The organism is Actinoplanes sp. NPDC049599 (assembly GCF_044465625.1).
GTDB lineage: Bacteria > Actinomycetota > Actinomycetes > Mycobacteriales > Micromonosporaceae > Actinoplanes.
On sequence record NZ_JBITLX010000048.1, the window covers coordinates 3,606 to 19,757 of the forward strand.

11 protein-coding genes are annotated in these 16,152 nt (G+C 73.2%); 7 read left to right on the plus strand and 4 right to left on the minus strand.

The genetic code is table 11. The annotated features are described in order from the left end of the window. Nucleotides 1–264: 264 nt before the first annotated feature. A complete protein-coding gene (locus ACIBQZ_RS41755) occupies nt 265–1,209 on the minus strand; it encodes a hypothetical protein (RefSeq protein ID WP_396094504.1) in 945 nt (314 codons plus the stop codon). A gap of 112 nt (nt 1,210–1,321) precedes the next feature. Between ACIBQZ_RS41755 and ACIBQZ_RS41760 the strand changes: the two genes are divergently transcribed. After that, nucleotides 1,322–2,725, plus strand: coding sequence for a S28 family serine protease (locus ACIBQZ_RS41760; RefSeq protein ID WP_396094505.1), 1,404 nt, complete (start codon nt 1,322–1,324; stop codon nt 2,723–2,725). Nucleotides 2,726–2,731: 6 nt separating this feature from the next. Here ACIBQZ_RS41760 and ACIBQZ_RS41765 read toward each other — a convergent pair whose 3' ends face one another. After that, a complete protein-coding gene (locus tag ACIBQZ_RS41765) occupies nt 2,732–4,252 on the minus strand; it encodes an arabinogalactan endo-beta-1,4-galactanase (RefSeq protein ID WP_396094506.1) in 1,521 nt (506 codons plus the stop codon). A gap of 26 nt (nt 4,253–4,278) precedes the next feature. Next, on the minus strand, nt 4,279–6,249 hold the full coding sequence (locus ACIBQZ_RS41770; RefSeq protein ID WP_396094507.1) for a beta-galactosidase: 1,971 nt from the start codon (nt 6,247–6,249) through the stop codon (nt 4,279–4,281). Nucleotides 6,250–6,402: 153 nt separating this feature from the next. Here ACIBQZ_RS41770 and ACIBQZ_RS41775 point away from each other — a divergent pair, with 153 nt between their 5' ends. Genes ACIBQZ_RS41775 through ACIBQZ_RS41790 form a run of 4 tightly spaced genes read left to right on the plus strand, consistent with a single transcriptional unit; the run spans nt 6,403 to nt 10,628 of the window. Beyond that, nucleotides 6,403–7,710 (plus strand): ABC transporter substrate-binding protein, encoded by a 1,308-nt coding sequence (locus ACIBQZ_RS41775; protein WP_396094508.1) that lies wholly within the window; start codon nt 6,403–6,405, stop codon nt 7,708–7,710. An 11-nt stretch (nt 7,711–7,721) separates the two neighbouring features. Further along, nucleotides 7,722–8,657: a carbohydrate ABC transporter permease gene (locus tag ACIBQZ_RS41780; protein WP_396094509.1), complete on the plus strand. Its 936-nt coding sequence runs from the start codon at nt 7,722–7,724 to the stop codon at nt 8,655–8,657. Continuing rightward, complete coding sequence (locus tag ACIBQZ_RS41785) at nt 8,654–9,550, plus strand: carbohydrate ABC transporter permease (protein WP_396094510.1); 897 nt, start codon at nt 8,654–8,656, stop codon at nt 9,548–9,550. Before ACIBQZ_RS41780 ends, ACIBQZ_RS41785 begins: the two co-directional genes overlap by 4 nt. A 16-nt stretch (nt 9,551–9,566) precedes the next feature. After that, nucleotides 9,567–10,628: a LacI family DNA-binding transcriptional regulator gene (locus ACIBQZ_RS41790; protein ID WP_396094511.1), complete on the plus strand. Its 1,062-nt coding sequence runs from the start codon at nt 9,567–9,569 to the stop codon at nt 10,626–10,628. A gap of 15 nt (nt 10,629–10,643) precedes the next feature. On the opposite strand, the gene ACIBQZ_RS41795 is transcribed toward ACIBQZ_RS41790, so the two are convergent. Continuing rightward, on the minus strand, nt 10,644–12,437 hold the full coding sequence (locus ACIBQZ_RS41795; protein WP_396094512.1) for a serine/threonine protein kinase: 1,794 nt from the start codon (nt 12,435–12,437) through the stop codon (nt 10,644–10,646). Nucleotides 12,438–12,583: 146 nt separating this feature from the next. Between ACIBQZ_RS41795 and ACIBQZ_RS41800 the strand changes: the two genes are divergently transcribed. Both ACIBQZ_RS41800 and ACIBQZ_RS41805 read left to right on the plus strand, forming a co-directional pair. Then, a complete protein-coding gene (locus ACIBQZ_RS41800) occupies nt 12,584–14,773 on the plus strand; it encodes a putative bifunctional diguanylate cyclase/phosphodiesterase (RefSeq protein WP_396094513.1) in 2,190 nt (729 codons plus the stop codon). Nucleotides 14,774–14,849: 76 nt separating this feature from the next. Then, nucleotides 14,850–15,725, plus strand: coding sequence for an alpha/beta fold hydrolase (locus ACIBQZ_RS41805; protein WP_396094514.1), 876 nt, complete (start codon nt 14,850–14,852; stop codon nt 15,723–15,725). Nucleotides 15,726–16,152: the final 427 nt, after the last annotated feature.

Below are 16,152 nucleotides of genomic sequence, written 5' to 3' on the forward strand. Positions count from 1 at the left end.
CGTCCCGGCCGCCGGTGCACGACCGGCCTGAGCGTCCCGGCCCGGCCGCCGGTGCACGACCGGCCTGAGCGTCCCGGCCCGGCCGCCGGTGCACGACCGGCCTGAGCGTCCCGGCCCGGCCGCCGGTGCACGACCGGGAACGGCTCGACGACACCGTCGAGGTGCTGGTGGCGATCGGCGAGGAGCGCAAGGCCTCGGCCGGCGGTCATCTCGCCGGTGGTCGGGGCGCGCACGAGCGAGCAGTTCACCGCGGCCGACCGGCTGTCACCGGCCGACCTCACCCTGCCCGGGCCGCAGCTGCGGGCCTGAGCCGCGGGCCCGGTCCACGATGGTCGCCTCCCGCAGCAGCAGGGAGCTGACCCACGCTTCCGCGAAGTGCAGCAGGCCGCGCGCCCCGGCCTGCTCGAAGACGCGCCGCAGCAGCGCGGTGCGTTCCTCCGGCGGCGGGTGAGTGCCGTCGGCCGCGCCGCGGACCCGGTTCACCAGCTGCTCGACCGCCAGGAACAGGAACGGCCCGGCGACCGCCAGCGCCCGCCAGCGGAACTCGGCGCCGTCGTCGATGCCGCGCAGGATCAGCATCGCGGCGAGCTCGTCGGCCTCGTACTCGCGACGGGCGTTGCGCGGGTCGCCGTCCGGCGGGGTGTGCCGGTGGCCGGCGAGCAGGTGGCCGTACTCGTGGCCCAGGACGAAGCGTTCCGCCGAGCGGGCCATGAAGAAGCCGAAGGTGTTCTGCGGGTCCGCCGCCGCGGGCTCGCGGCGCAGGTAGCCGGCCACCGCCGCGGCGAAGGCGTCGTCGGTCTCCGCGCGCTGCTGCCGCTGCTGGAGCAGCGCGGCCTGGTAGCGGGCCGCGCCCTGTGCGTCGCGCGAGGAGGTCAGCTGGGAGGCGACCAGGGTGCCGGCCATCCGGTCCAGCAGCGGCCGCAGCCCGGTGTCGAGCAGGATCAGCGTGCCGCCGGCGAAGGTGTGCGCCCGGGCGTGCAGCGAGCGGTGCGGGAACTCGCCGACCTGGGTCCCGGCCGGCACGTCGACCCGACTGACCGCCAGCGTGCGGCGGATCCCGGCGTCGACCGCGTCGAACGGGTTCGCCAGCGCGTAGCCGCCGGCCCGGATGCCCTCCAGCACCTCCGCGCCGATGTGCGCGCGTTCGTGGGCGCTGAGCGCCTCGACGAAGGCGCGGACCGCCGCACCGGGCAGCGTGCCGTCGGGCATCGGTCGGCCTCCTGAGCTGGCGCCGGATTTCCGGCATGGTCATTCTGCACCCGCCGGGCAAGACACGATATGGTCGGGCGTCGATGGATCGGCGACGGCGGCGGGGGACGGCGTGAAGCGCTTGTGGACGGCACTGACGGCACTGGTGATCCTGGTGGCGCCCGCGGTGGTGGCGGGCCCGGCCGCGGCCGCCGGCGAGGACATCCTGGAGCGGCTGCGGGCGATCCCCGGGTTGACCGTGGTCGAGGAGCGGGCCGCGCCCGCGCCGTACCGGTTCTTCGTGCTGACCATCACCCAGGCCGCCGATCACCGGCGGCCTGCCGCCGGGACCTTCCAGCAGCGGATGACGCTGCTGCACCGCGGCACGGACCGGCCCACGGTCCTGCACACCACCGGGTACGGCGTGCCCGGCTCGATCTTCCGCGCCGAGCCCACCCGGCTCATCGACGGCAACCAGCTCTCGGTGGAGCAGCGCTTCTTCACCCCGTCGCGGCCCGCACCCGCCGACTGGTCCGACCTGACCATCTGGCAGGCGGCCACCGACCACCACCGCATCGTGCGCGCGCTGGCCCCGCTGTACCCCGCGAAGTGGATCTCCACCGGCGCCAGCAAGGGCGGCATGACCTCGGTCTACCACCGCCGGTTCTACCCCGGAGACGTGGCCGGCACGGTCGCCTACGTGGCGCCGCAGGACGTGGTGAACGTCGAGGACTCGGCGTACGACCGGTTCTTCACCACCGTGGGTGGCGACCCGGCCTGCCGGGCCGCGCTCGACGAGGTGCAGGTCCAGGCCCTGCGGCGGCGCACGGCCCTGGTCGCGCGCTATCAGGAGTGGGCCACCGCGAACGCCCGCACGTTCACCGTCACGCGCTCGGCGGACCGCGCGTTCGAGTTCATGGTCAACGGCACGACCTGGGCGTTCTGGCAGTACAGCGGGGTGAGCCAGTGCTCCTCGGTGCCCGCCGCGGACGCCGGCGACGAGGAGATCTTCGGCTGGCTGGACGCGGTCTACGGGCTCGACTCCAACACCGACCAGGGCATCACCGCCTATGTGCCGTACTACTTCCAGGCGGCCACCCAGCTGGGCTACCCGGTGATCAAGCTGCCGCACCTGGCGAAGCTGCAGCGCTACCGGGGCCAGGACCGGGCCGAGTCGTACCTGCCGGCCGAGCTGCGCCCGCGCTTCCGGCCACTGGCGATGGCCGACATCGACCTGTGGGTCAAGCTCTCGGCAGGTCAACTGCTCTTCGTGTACGGCGGCAACGACCCGTGGGGCGCCGAACCCTTCCGGCTGGGCCCGGGCACCCGCGACTCACTGTCCTACGTGGCCGCGGGCGCCAACCACGGCGCGACCATCGGCGTGCTGGCGCCCGCGGAAGCGGCCACCGCGACCGCCGCCCTGCAGCGCTGGGCCGGGCTCGGGGCCGCGACCGCCCGGGCGGCGGCAGCCGCGGCTCCCTACGACGAGGCCCTGGACGCCTACAACCCCGCCCTGGACCGCCGTTACAGCCGATGACCCGGGTCAGAACCGGCGGAACACCGACAGGGCCGGCAGGGCGCGCCCGCGGTAGTCGAACAGCGCCTGGTTCTCCCAGCCGTCACCGGAGGACGGGTCGGCCGGGTCCCAGCCCGCGCCGTCCACCGCCGTCCACGTCGGCTCCCAGTAGAAGACGCCGAGCGCGTCCGGCACCCCGGCGACCACGGTCAGGATGTCGCGCAGCGCGTCGGACTGCCCGCGCGGCGTGGCCGGGTAGCCGCCGGCCTCGGCCAGCGCCGCGGTGAAGATGTTCGTCTCGTGGTCGTTCTCCGCGGTGGTGAAGCCGTACGCGGTCTCCGTCACCATCACCGGCTTGCCGTAGCGGGTGGACAGGTCCAGCAGGTTGGCCTGGAGCGCGCCCAGCGAGCCGTGCCAGTAGACGTAGTGCGACACCGCGATCACGTCGAACGGCACGTTGCGGGCCGTCGCCTGGTCGAACCACCAGCGGTGGCCGCCGTTGTTGCCGCCCTCGGCCAGGTGCAGCACGACCTTGGTGCCGGGCGACGCCGCGGTGACCGCGGTGCTGCCCGCGGTGAGCAGCGCCGCCAGCCCGTCCCAGTTGTCCCAGCGGCCGTCCGGCCAGAGCATCCCGCCGTTGATCTCGTTGCCCACCTGGGCCATCGCCGCCGGCGTGCCCTGCGCCCGCAGCTCGTGCAGCACCCGGTAGGTGTGGTCGTAGACCGCCTGCTTGAGCTGCTCGAAGCCGAGCGCGGCCCACGCCGCCGGCTTGTTCTGCTTGCCCGGGTCGGCCCAGGCGTCGGAGTAGTGGAAGTCGATCAGCAGCTGCTGGCCGGCCGCCTTGGCCCGGCGGGCCTTGCCGAGCACGTCCGCCAGGTTGTTGTAGCCGTCGGCCGGGTTCACCCACACCTTGAGACGGATGGTGTTGACGTTGTTGTCGGCCAGCAGCCGGAACGGGTCGCGGCGCTGGCCCGCGGCGGTGCGGTACACCGCGCCGTGGTCCTCGTTCTTGCTCACGTGCGAGACGTCCGCGCCGGTGATCGCCAGCGGGGTGCCCGGTGCGGAGTCCGACGGCCCGAACGTGACGTCGTCGAAGTTGGTCCACTGCCCGGCGGCGGCGTCGGAGCGCAGCACGATCGTGCAGCGCCCACCGGTCACCCGGACGGTCACCGCGAGCCGCACCCATTCGGGCCCGGTCCGCGGCACCGCGGCGTGCTGCGCCGCCGAGCCGCAGTGCTCGAGACCCACCGAGGCGTTGCTGTCGGAGCGCACCCGCAGGCTGAGCGTGTGGGTGCCGCGTTTGAGCCCGGTGACCGGCTGCCGGGTGGTGATCCGGTACGCGGTGCCGGCGTAGTGCGTCAGCCGGTGCTCACCGGTGAAGCCGCCGGCCTCGACGAAGCCGGCGCCGGGGGTGCCGCTCTGCGACCAGCCGGTCAGGCCGGACTCGAAGCCGGGATTGTGCACCTCGCCGGCGGGGGCGGCGTGGGCGGGTGCCGCCGCGACGAGTATCGCGGCGACGGTGGTCAGGACGAGGGGGGTGCGAAGCATGGGAGCTCCTCGGGAGGGAAGGACTGTCAACTGCCGCATCGCAGGACGCGGACGCTTCCGGCGGGTACCGGGAGGCCGCCGGCCACCGGGTCCCCGGTCAGCAGCTCGACACCGGCGCCGGGCACGACGGCGGTGTGCTGCCCGTGGTTGATCGCGATCAGGTACTCCGCGGTGCCGGAGCGCCGCCGGACGACCTCGACGTCCGCCGGCAGGTCGGTGGCGGCGAGGCCGGCGGCCGCCGAGACCTCGGCCAGCAGCGCCGCCGTGCCCCCGGGGGTCAGCCGGGTGGAGACGTAGAAAGCCTGCCCCGCGCCGTACCCGTGCCGGGTGATCGCGGGCAGCCCGGCCGCGGGCCCGTCGGCGTACCGGGCGAGCGCCGTCGCGCCGCGCAGCTCCAGGCGTTCCGCCCAGGTGTCGGCGGTCCGGCCGTCGTCGAGGCCGATCGTGCGGCCGGCCGCCAGCGGCTCGAACTCCTCGACGACCAGGCCGAGCAGGTCGCGCAGCGCACCCGGGTAGCCGCCCGGGTGGACGGCGTCGTGCGCGTCGACGATCCCGGAGAAGTACGACACCAGCAACGTCCCGCCCCCCGCCACGTAGCGCCGCAGGTTGTCCGCGGCCCCCGGCGTCAGCAGATAGCTGCTCGGCGCCACCACCAGCGGGTACGCCCCCAGCGCCGCCTCCGGGTGGGCGAAGTCGACCGTCCGGTGGGCGCGCCACAGCGGCTCGTAGAACGCCTCCTGCCGGTCCCGGAAGCTCAGGTCCTGCGACGGCCGCCAGGGCAGCTCGAGGCCCCACCACGACTCCCAGTCCCAGAGCAGCGCGACCTCGGCGGTGACCCGGCTGTCCCGCAGCTCGGCCAGCCCGCCCAGCTCGGCGCCCAGCTCGACCACCTCGCGCCAGGTGCGGGTGCCGGTGCCGCCGTGCGGCAGCATCGCCGAGTGGAACTTCTCCGCGCCGAACCGCGAGGCCCGCCACTGGAAGAACAGGATGCCGTCGGCGCCGCGGGCCAGGTGCTGCATGCTGTTGCGGCGCATCTCGCCCGGCCCCTTGGCCAGGTTGCGCGGCTGCCAGTTGACCGCGTTGGTGGAGTGCTCCATCAGCAGCCAGGGCCGGCCGTGCGCCACCGACCGGGTCAGGTCGGCGCACATGGCCAGCTCGATGTGGTTGTCGGCGCGCTCGGCCTGCAGGTAGTGGTCGTTGGAGACCACGTCGACCTCGGTCGACCACTTCCAGTAGTCGATGTTCTTGCAGTTGGCCAGCATGAAGTTGGTGGTGACCGGGACGCCCGGGGCGAGCCGGTGCAGGATGTCGCGCTCGCGGCGGAAGTTGGCCAGGTGCGCGTCCGAGGAGAACCGGAAGAAGTCCAGCTCCTGGGCCGGGTTGACGGTGGTCGGCGCGGCGATCGGCGGCTCGATCTCGTCCCAGTCGCCGAACCGGTGGCTCCAGAACGTGCTGCCCCAGGCCTCGTTGAGCTTGCCCAGGTCGCCGTAGCGGTCGCGCAGCCAGTTGCGGAAGGCCGCCCCCGAGGTCGCGCAGTAGCAGAACGCGTTGACGCCGCCGTACTCGTTGTGGGAGTGCCAGAGCACCAGCGCCGGGTGGCCGGCGTAGCGCCGGGCGAGCTGCTCGGTGATCCCCGCCGACGCCGCGGCGTACGCCGGTGAGCTGGGGCAGAACGACTGCCGGGCGCCGCCGCCGAGCCGCACGCCGTCCCGGGTGATCGGGGCGGCCTCCGGGTGGCGCCGCAGGAACCACGGCGGCGGGGCGGCGGTCGGGGTGGCCAGGTCGACCGCGATGCCGGCGGCGTGCAGCAGATCGAGGTTGCGGTCGAGCCAGCCGAACTCGTACTCGCCGGGCGCCGGCTCGAGCATCGCCCACGCGAAGATGCCGACGCTCACCAGGTTGACCCCGGCCTCGCGCATCAAGGCCACGTCGGTGGTCCAGACCTCCTCCGGCCACTGCTCGGGGTTGTAGTCCCCGCCGTAGGCAATCTGGTCCATGTACGGCTCCGATCTGTGAGCGCTCCCAACCGTGCACAGGCATGATTGCACACCCTTCACCTGCAGAGTTAACACAATGGTGACTCTTGACACTGTGGGTCTATGGGTTAAGGCTGTGAGCGCTCACAGCCACCCGAGGAAAGGTGAACGACCATGAGAGCCAAGTTCGGCGCCACGCTGCTCGCGGTGCTGCTGGCCGCCGGCCTGAGCGCCGCCTGCACCGGCGACTCCGGCGACGCCGACCAGCCCGCGCAGCCCGGCGGCAAGGTGGAGCTTTCGTTCTGGGCCTGGGCGCCGAACATCGACAAGACGGTCGCCGCCTGGAACGCCGCGAACCCCGACATCCACGTGACGCTCAGCAAGCAGGCCGGCGGCGGCGACATCGTCACCAAGCTGCTGACCGCGGCCAAGGCGGGCAACCCGCCGGACCTGGCCCAGGTCGAGTACCAGTCGCTGCCCACCCTGGTGAGCAACGACGTGCTGGCGGACATCGCAAAGGAGGCGGCGCCGGTCAAGGACAAGTTCGCCGAGGGTGTCTGGCAGCAGGTCACCCTGGGCACCGACGCGGTGTACGCGATCCCGCAGGACTCCGGGCCGATGATGTTCTACTACCGCACCGACGAGTTCGACAAGCTCGGGCTGACCGTGCCGAAGACCTGGGACGAGTTCGCGCAGACCGCCCGTACCGTCCGGCAGAAGGCGCCGAAGAAGTACCTGAGCACGTTCTCGGCCAACGACCCGGGCTGGTTCACCGGCCTGGCACAGCAGGCCGGCGCCTCCTGGTGGGGCATCAACGGCGACACCTGGAAGGTCAGCGTCAACGACGCCGCCACCAAGAAGGTCGCCGACTACTGGGGCGGCCTGGTCGCCGAGGGCGCCATCGACGACCAGCCGATGTACACCCCGGCCTGGAACAAGGCGCTCAACGACGGCACCCTGATCGCCTGGCCGAGCGCGATCTGGGCGCCCGGCGTGCTGGAGGGCAACGCGCCCGACACCAAGGGCAAGTGGGCGATGGCGCCGATGCCGCAGTGGGCCGCCGGGGAGAACAAGACCGGCAGCTGGGGCGGCTCCTCCACCGGCGTCACCGAGGGCAGCAAGAACAAGGCCGCCGCGGTCAAGTTCGCCGCCTGGATGAACAGCGACCCGGCCGCCACCGAGCTGCTCATCAAGGAGAGCGCGATCTACCCGGCCGCCCGGGACGCGCAGTCCAGCCCGCTGCTCCAGCAGCCGCCGGCCTTCTTCGCCGGGCAGCCGGACTTCTACACCTCGGCCAAGGCGATCGCGGAGACCGCGTCCGGTTTCGTCTGGGGGCCGAACGTCAACGTCGCCTACGACACCTACAAGGACGCGTTCGCCAAGGCGATCACCGCCAAGACGCCGTTCGCGGGCGCCGTCGACACCATGCAGGCGGCCACCGTGGCCGACATGCAGAAGAACGGCTTCAAGGTCGCGAGCTGAGAGGACCCGTCATGTCATCGGCCGTCACCGGCCGGTCGCGGCGAGGTGCGGCATCCCGCGGGGTGCCGTACCTCTTCCTCGCTCCGGCCATCGTGCTCTTCACGCTCTTCCTGCTGCTGCCCGTCGGGTACGCCGTCTACCTGAGCCTGCGCCGGGTCAGGGTCAGCGGGCTCGGGCTGGGCCGCAACTCGCGTACCGAGATCTTCGCCGGGACGGCCAACTACCGCACCGCGCTGACCGACCCCGAGCTGTGGGGCAGCGCCGGCCGGGTGCTGGCCTACGGCCTCACCCTGCTGCCGATCATGCTGGGCCTGGCGCTGCTGTTCGCGCTGCTGCTGGACCGGCCGCGGGTCCGGCTGGCGCGCTTCTCGCGCCTGGCGATCTTCCTGCCGTACGCGGTGCCGGCGCTGATCGCCAGCATGCTCTGGGGCTTCCTGTACCTGCCGGCGGTGAGCCCGTTCACCGACCTGGCCGGCTGGCTGGGGCTGCCCGCCCCGGACCCGCTCTCCGGCGGCTCGGTGTTCTTCGCCATCGTCAACATCGCGGTCTGGGGCGGCGTCGGCTTCAACATGATCGTGCTGTTCACCTCGCTGCGGGCCATCCCGGACGAGATCTACGAGTCGGCCCGGCTGGACGGCTGCACCGAGTTCCAGCTCGCCGTGCGGATCAAGATCCCGCTGCTGCTGCCCTCGCTGATCATGACGACGGTCTTCTCGCTGATCGCCACCCTCCAGGTCTTCACCGAGCCGCTGACCGTCCGCTCGCTGACCAACTCCATCTCGTCGACGTGGACCCCGCTCATGAAGATCTACCGCGACGCGTTCGCGCAGAACGACCTCTACTCGGCCGCCGCCAGCTCGGTGCTGATCGCCGGGGTCACGCTCGTGGTCTCGTTCGGCTTCCTGCGGCTGGTGCAGCGGCAGGCCTTCGGTGGGGAGAACCGATGACAGCGCTGGCCACCGAGGCCCCGGTGGACGACCGCCGGGGCCGGCAGCCGCACCGCCGGTCCCGGCCCCGGGCCGCCTGGCTGCCCACCGCCGTGCTGCTGATCGGCGCGGTGTACTGCCTGCTGCCGGTGGCGTGGGTGGTCGCGGCGTCGACCAAGAGCGGGTCGTCGCTGTTCACCACCTTCACCTTCGCCCCGGGCGGCGACTTCTTCGCCAACGTGGCCGAGCTGTCCTCCTACAGCGGCGGCATCTACTGGAAGTGGATGCTCAACACGCTGCTGTACGCGGGCGTCGGCGGGCTGCTGTCGGCGTTCGTGTCCGGGTTGTCCGGCTACACCCTCGCCAAGTTCCGGTTCGCCGGGCGCAACGTCATCTTCAACGTGCTGCTCGCCGGCGTGCTGGTGCCCGGAGTGACGCTGGCCATCCCGCAGTACCTGCTGCTGGCCAAGGTGGGCCTGACCGACACCTACTGGGCGGTGCTGCTGCCGAACATCCTCAGCCCGTACGGGATCTATCTGGCCCGGATCTACGCGGCCGCGGCCGTGCCGGACACCGTGGTCGAGGCCGCGCGCACCGACGGCGCGTCCGAGTTCCGGATCTTCGGCCGGGTCGCGCTGCCGATGATGCTGCCCGGGCTGGTCACGGTCTTCCTGTTCCAGTTCGTGGCGATCTGGAACAACTTCCTGCTGCCCTTCGTGATGCTCTCCGACGACAACAAGTTCCCGGTCACCGTGGGCCTGTTCACCTTGCTGAACCAGGGCCAGACCCTGCCCGCGCTCTACAGCGTGGTGATCACCGGGGTGCTGCTCTCCATCGTGCCGCTGATCGCGCTGTTCCTGACGCTGCAACGGTACTGGCGGCTGGACCTGGTCTCCGGGGCGGTGAAGGGCTGATGATCCGCGCCGCGGGATGTGCACCCGGCTGCGCGGGGGTGCGGCCGGGCGGGAGAATGTGACCGTGACCGAGCCCAGCCGCCTCCGCTCCCGCCCGACCATGGACGACGTCGCGGCGGTGGCCGGCGTCTCCCGCGGCACGGTCTCCCGGGTGCTCAACGGCGGGCACAACGTCAGCCGGCAGGCGCTGGCGGCGGTCGAGCGGGCGATCAGCAAGACCGGGTACGTGGTCAACCAGCACGCCCGCAGCCTGGTCACCCAGCGGGCCGGCTCGGTGGCGTTCATCCTCTCCGAGCCGCAGGACCGGCTCTTCGAGGATCCGAACTTCAACAACCTGCTGCGCGGCTGCACCCAGGTGCTGGCCGAGCACGACATCACCCTGCTGCTGACCGTGGCGGCCACCAGTGAGGACCGGCAGCGGATCGGCCGCTGGGTCACCGCCGGGCACGTCGACGGCGCGCTGCTGATCTCCAACCACCTGGGCAGCCCGCTGATCGCCGACCTGAAGGAGCGCGGGCTGCCGTTCGTGGTCTGCGGCCGGCCGCTGGGCCAGGAGCGCGACGTCACCTACGTGGCCTCCGACGACCGCGACGGCGCCCGGCAGATGACCGAATACCTGCGCGCGACCGGGCGCCGGCGGATCGCCATCATCACCGGCCCGCTGGACACCCCCGGCGGCGTCGACCGGCTGGCCGGCTACCGGGAGATCGTCGGGCACGGCGACCCGGAGCTGATCGCCACCGGCGACTACACCCGGGCCTCGGGCGAGGCGGCGATGGCCCGGCTGCTGGAGCAGGCGCCGGACCTGGACGCGGTGTTCGTCTGCTCCGACCTGATGGCGGCCGGCGCGATCACCACGCTGCAGCGGGCCGGCAAGCAGGTGCCGCGGGACGTGGCGGTCGGCGGCTTCGACGACAACCGGATCGCCACCACGAGCACCCCGCCGCTGACCACGATCCGCCAGCCGTGGGCCCGGCAGAGCGCCGAGATGGTCCGGCTGCTGCTGGCCCACATCGACGGCCAGGAGCACTCGGCGGTGATCCTGCCGACCGACCTGGTGGTCCGCGAGTCGGCCTGACCGGTCCGGCCGCGGTCAGACCGGCCCGCGGTCGACGAAGCTGAACGTGTCGTCGGGCGCGGCGTCGCCGGTGTGCTCGACGTAGACCTCGGACTTCTCCTCCCACCACTGCACGAAGCCGTGGGCGTCGTTGTAGATGGTGTAGGTGGGCCGGCCCTTGTCGTCCTTGTCGCCGGTGCCGTCGACGGAGAAGAGCGTGGCCTTGGTGGCGGCGCACTCCGTGGCGACCAGCTTGGCGGACCCGCCCGGGATCACCTTGACCCCGAGGCACGGCGGCTCGCCGTCGGTCGGCTGCACCGACTGGATCATGTGGTCCACCCCGGTGGGCACCAGCGCGAACAGCGCGTCCTTGCCGGTGCCGTCGGAGGCCACCACCTCGTCGGGGAACGGCATGGCGAGATCCCGGTCGATCTCCACGAAGTGGATCAGCGTGCGCCGGTCGCCGGCCAGGATGGCGGGCGTGCCGGTCTGCACCGGACTCGGCGCCGCACCGGGCCTCGACGACGCGGTGCCGCTCGCCGCGCCGGCGTCCGGGCCGGGCGCCTGCCCGGTGTCACCGCCTTGATCGAGGCCGGCGTTGCGGGCGAGGGCCCAGCCACCGCCGGCGAGGATACCGAGCACGACCAGGGCGGCGAGGAAGACCCGCAGCCGCCGGCGCGGCCGGGGTGCCGCCACGAAACGGTCGTCGGGCGGCACCGCCACCTCGCCCTGCCGGACCGGCACGGGAGCGGAACCGGAGGAAGACGCACCGGCAACGGCCGGCCGGGGCGGCGGCCCGCCGTGCTGCCGGCCCACCGCCTGTCCGGCCGGCGCTTGTCCGGCCGGCGCTTGTCCGGCCGGCGCTTGTCCGGCCGGCGCTTGTCCGGCCGGCGCTTGTCCGGCCGATGCTTGTCCGATCGGCGCTTGTCCGATCGGCGCTTGCCCGGGGATCGGCCGCCCGGAGAGTGGTCCGGTGGGTGGTTGCCCGGCGACGGGTAGCCCCGCCGCGGCCCCGTCGGCGAGGAGCAGGTCGAGCAGCTCGCGGGCGGTCGGCCGGTCCGCCGGGTCCTTGGCCAGCGCCCGGGCGACGATCCCGCTCAGCCGCGCCGGCACCCCGGTCAGGTCCGGCTGCTGGGTCAGGATGCGCATCGCGGTGGCCGGCGCCGAGTCGCCCTGGAACGGCGTCCGCCCGGTGGCCGCGAACACGACCACCGCGCCCCACGCGAAGATGTCCGCCGCCGGGCTGACCCGCGCGGCGGGCTGCTCGTCGAAGCGTTCCGGCGCCATGTAGGCGACGGTGCCGACCATCTGATCGGTACGGGTGTGCTGGCTGGTCGCCTCCAGCGGCCGGGCGATGCCGAAGTCGATCACCTTGAGCCCGCCCAGCGCGAAGAGCACGTTGCCCGGCTTGAGGTCGCGGTGGATCACCCCGGCGCCGTGGATCGCGGTGAGCGCCGTGGCGATGCCGACCGCCGCACTGTGCAGGGCGGCGGGGGAGAGCGGGCCGCGTTCGCGCACCACGTCGGTCAGCGTCGGCCCGTCGACGTACTCGACCACCAGGTACGGCGGCTCGTGGTCCAGGTCGGCGTCGAGCACCTCGGCGGTGCAGAACGGCGGCACCTGCCGGGCCCGGTTGACCTCGCTGCGGAAGCGGCCGAGGAACTCCTCGTCGCGGATGTACTCGGCGCGGACCACCTTGACCGCGACCGGGCGGCCCTGCGGGGTGCGCCCCAGGAACACCGTGCCCATGCCGCCGGCACCGAGCCGGCTCTCCAGCACGTACCCGCCGAGGTGTTCCGGGTCGCCCGGGCGCAAGGGCTGACTCGACAAGGCCTTCTCCCCACGCTTCGCGACACGCCGAGGGGCACACTATCGCGCGCCCGCCGGCCGGGCCCGCCCGGGAACCTCAGGTCCCCCGCGTGCCGACCGATTGACCGGGAGTGACGGGACGCGCCGGCCGGGGATGGTCGCTCTGGATGGGGCTGGGCACCCTCGCGTGCCTGGCGTACCCGCTGGTGCCGTCGGACGCCGGCCAGGCGGTCTGGTCCTGGGCGGTGGGGCTCGCGGCGGTGCTGGTGATGATCATCGGGGTGCGCCGCAACCGTCCCGCCGGGGCCCGGTGCTGGCGCCTGATCATCGTGAGCCAGGTGCTCTGGGTGCTCGGCGACGTCGCGTACTCGGTGACCGGCCTGATGGTCGCCGAGATGCCGTTCCCGTCCTGGTCCGACGCCTTCTACCTGAGCGCCTACCCGCCGCTGATCGCCGGTCTGTACGGGCTCGCCCGCGACCGGCGCCAGCGCCGGCTGGCGGCGCTGGTCGACACGGCGATCATCGCCGCCGGGCTCGGCCTGGTCTACTGGATCTTCGTGATCGGCCCGATCCTGGGTGACGCGGCGGTGCCGCTGCCGGCCCGACTGGTCACCGTGGGTTACCCGACGGCCAGCGTGCTGATGATCGCGGTGGTGGCCCGGCTGGCGACCCGGACCGCCCGGCCGACGCCCAGCGCCTGGCTGCTCATCGTCGGCAGCGTGCTCACGCTGGTGTCCAACGTCATCTACACGCTGTTCCCGGCGGTCATGCTCGCCTCGGCCGACGTCGCCTACGTGGGGTTCCTGGTCGCGTACGTCTACTGGGCCGGCGCGGCCCTGCACCCCTCGGTGAGCGCGCCGCCGGCCCGCGAGGTCTCGCAGCGCTTCGGCCGGGGCCGGCTCGCCGTGCTGACCTGCTCGACGCTGGTGGTCCCCGCGGTGCTGTTCGTCCAGGGTGGCGCCGGGGACCGGCCGGTGAGCTGGCTGGCCATCGGGCTCGGCGCGGTGCTGCTGTTCCTGCTCGTGCTGGCGCGGATGTCGGGCTTCGTGGCCCAGGTGCAGGCCCAGGCGGAGCAGCTCGAGGTGCTGGCCATGCACGACGAGCTGACCGGGCTGGCCAACCGCCGGCTGTTCGAGCAGCGGGTGCGTGCGGCGCTGGCGGCGGGGTCGCCGCAGGTGCTGATGCTGGACCTGACCGGCTTCAAGGCGGTGAACGACCGCCTCGGGCACACCGTCGGCGACCGGCTCCTGGTCGCCGTGGCCGGCCGGCTGGTGGCCGGGCTGGGCCCGGGCGACCTGGCGGCCCGGATGGGCGGCGACGAGTTCGCGGTGCTGGTGCCGGACGCCACGGACGCCGCCGGCGACGCGATGGTGGCGCGGATCTGCGCGGCCCTGCGGATCCCGATCCAGGCGGGCGAGCACCAGCTGCTGGTCGGCGCCGGGGTCGGTGTCGCGGGCGCGGGCCGCACGGACGACCCGGAGGAGCTGCTGCGCCGCGCCGACATCGCGATGTACGCCGCCAAGGCCGGCGGCGGCAGCCGGACCCGCCGCTACACCGTCGAGCTCGACGAACGCGCCGGCGAGCAGGCCCGGCTCGGCGCGGAGATCCGCACCGCCCTGGACACCGGGCAGTTCCGGCTGGTCTACCAGCCCATCGTCGCGCTGCCCGACGCCCGGATCGTCTCGGTCGAGGCGCTGATCCGCTGGCACCACCCCGACCGCGGCCTGATCAGCCCCGCCGAGTTCATCCCCGTCGCGGAGCAGAACGGCCTCATCGTCGAGCTCGGTGCCTGGATCCTGCACACCGCCTGCGCCCAGGCCGTCGCCTGGCGGCACCGCTACGGCGCGGACGCGCCCGCCCGGGTCAGCGTCAACGTCTCCGCCCGGCAGCTGGCCGAACCCGGTTTCGCCGCGCTGGTCACCGACGTGCTCGCGGACACCGGCCTGCCCGCCGGCCGGCTCATCGTCGAGGTCACCGAGACCGCGGTGTTCGGCGGCGGGCAGAGCGTGCAGACCGTCCACGAGCTGCACCGCCTCGGCGTGCGGATCGCGCTGGACGACTTCGGCACCGGCCACTCCTCGCTGGGCCTGCTGCAGACCATCCCGGTCGACACCCTCAAGGTCGACAAGAGCTTCGTGGACTCGATCACCCGGGCCGGCCGGCACGCGGTCATCGCCACCGCCCTCATCCAGGTCGCCGACGGCCTCGGCCTCAGCGCCGTGGCCGAGGGCGTGGAGACCGCCGAACAGGCCGCCGAGCTGCACCGCCTCGGTTACCGTTTCGCGCAGGGCTACCACTTCGGCCGGCCGGTGGCCGAGCCGGACTTCGCCGGCGTGCCCAGCGCGCTGGTCGGGTAGCCGCGCCGGCCCCGGTCATCCATCATCGTCAGTGCCCGGGTCCACCCGCCCGGTGCCGACGACGAGAGGATGCACCGTGCCCGACGTGCAGGCCAACGGCCTCCGGCTGTCCTACGAGACCCTCGGCGACCCGGCCGATCCCGCGCTGCTGCTGGTGATGGGGCTGGGCGCGCAGCTCATCGACTGGCCGCAGGAGTTCTGCGAGCAGCTGGCCGCCCGGGGCTTCTTCGTGATCCGGTTCGACAACCGGGACGCGGGCCTGTCCACGATCCGGCCCGAGTGGGGCGTGCCCGACGTCGCGGCGATCGTGGCCGGTGACCGGTCGACCGTGCCGTACCTGCTCGCGGACCTGGCGGCCGACATCGCCGGGCTGCTGGACGCGCTGGGGCTGGCGCGGGTGCACGTCGTCGGCGCGTCCATGGGCGGCATGATCGCCCAGCAGTTCACCGTCGACCACCCGGACCGGGTGGCCAGCCTCTGCTCCATCATGTCGACGACCGGGCGCTCGGTGGGCCGGCCGACGCCCGAGGCCGCGGCCGTGCTGATCCGGCCGCCGGCGCCGGACCGGGCGTCGGCCGTCGCCGCCGCGGTGGCGACGGCCCGGCTCGTCGGCTCGCCCGGCTTCCCGGCGCCGGAGGAGGAGCTGGTGCGCCGGGCGGAGGAGAAGTACGACCGCCGCTACCACCCGCTGGGCACGCTGCGGCAGTACGCCGCCATCATCGCCTCGCCGGACCGCACCGCCGCGCTGCGCGAGGTGACCGTGCCCACTGTGGTCGTGCACGGCGCGGCCGACCCGCTCATCACGCTCAGCGGGGGTGAGGCGACCGCGGCGGCCGTGCCCGGCGCCGAGCTGGTCGTGCTCGACGGCATGGGACACGACCTGCCCCGCCCGCTCTGGCCCCGGATCATCGCGGCGATCAGCACGAATACCGCGCGCGCCGCCGCCCATTGACCGGCTCATTGTGGGCCCGCTCACTATTCGGCGGCGTTCCGCGCGCGGTCGCGGCGCCTTGAATTGCCGTGCGGGCGTTTCGTGATCATGCCATTACCGGGTGGCACCGGTAATGACGGGTTGCGATGGACTTCCCGCCGAAACATTTGCGTCGTCAAACGTCATCCGGACGCCGGGCGGCACCCGCCGCGGTGCCGTCCGAATGGTGGGACCGGAACCGCCGGCACCCGTTCCTGCCTGGCATTCGACAATTCCCGGCGGGCCGGCTCGCGGGCCCCTGCGGCGACCCGGCCGCCCACTTGCCCCGACCCGGCGCGCCGCGTCCGGATCGGCGCCGATTCATGGGATCGCTCCCATTCCGCCCGGCGAAGTTGATCTCCAAGCACGGGGAACCGGCCCACCCCCGTCGCCCGTTCGGTCGGGGCGT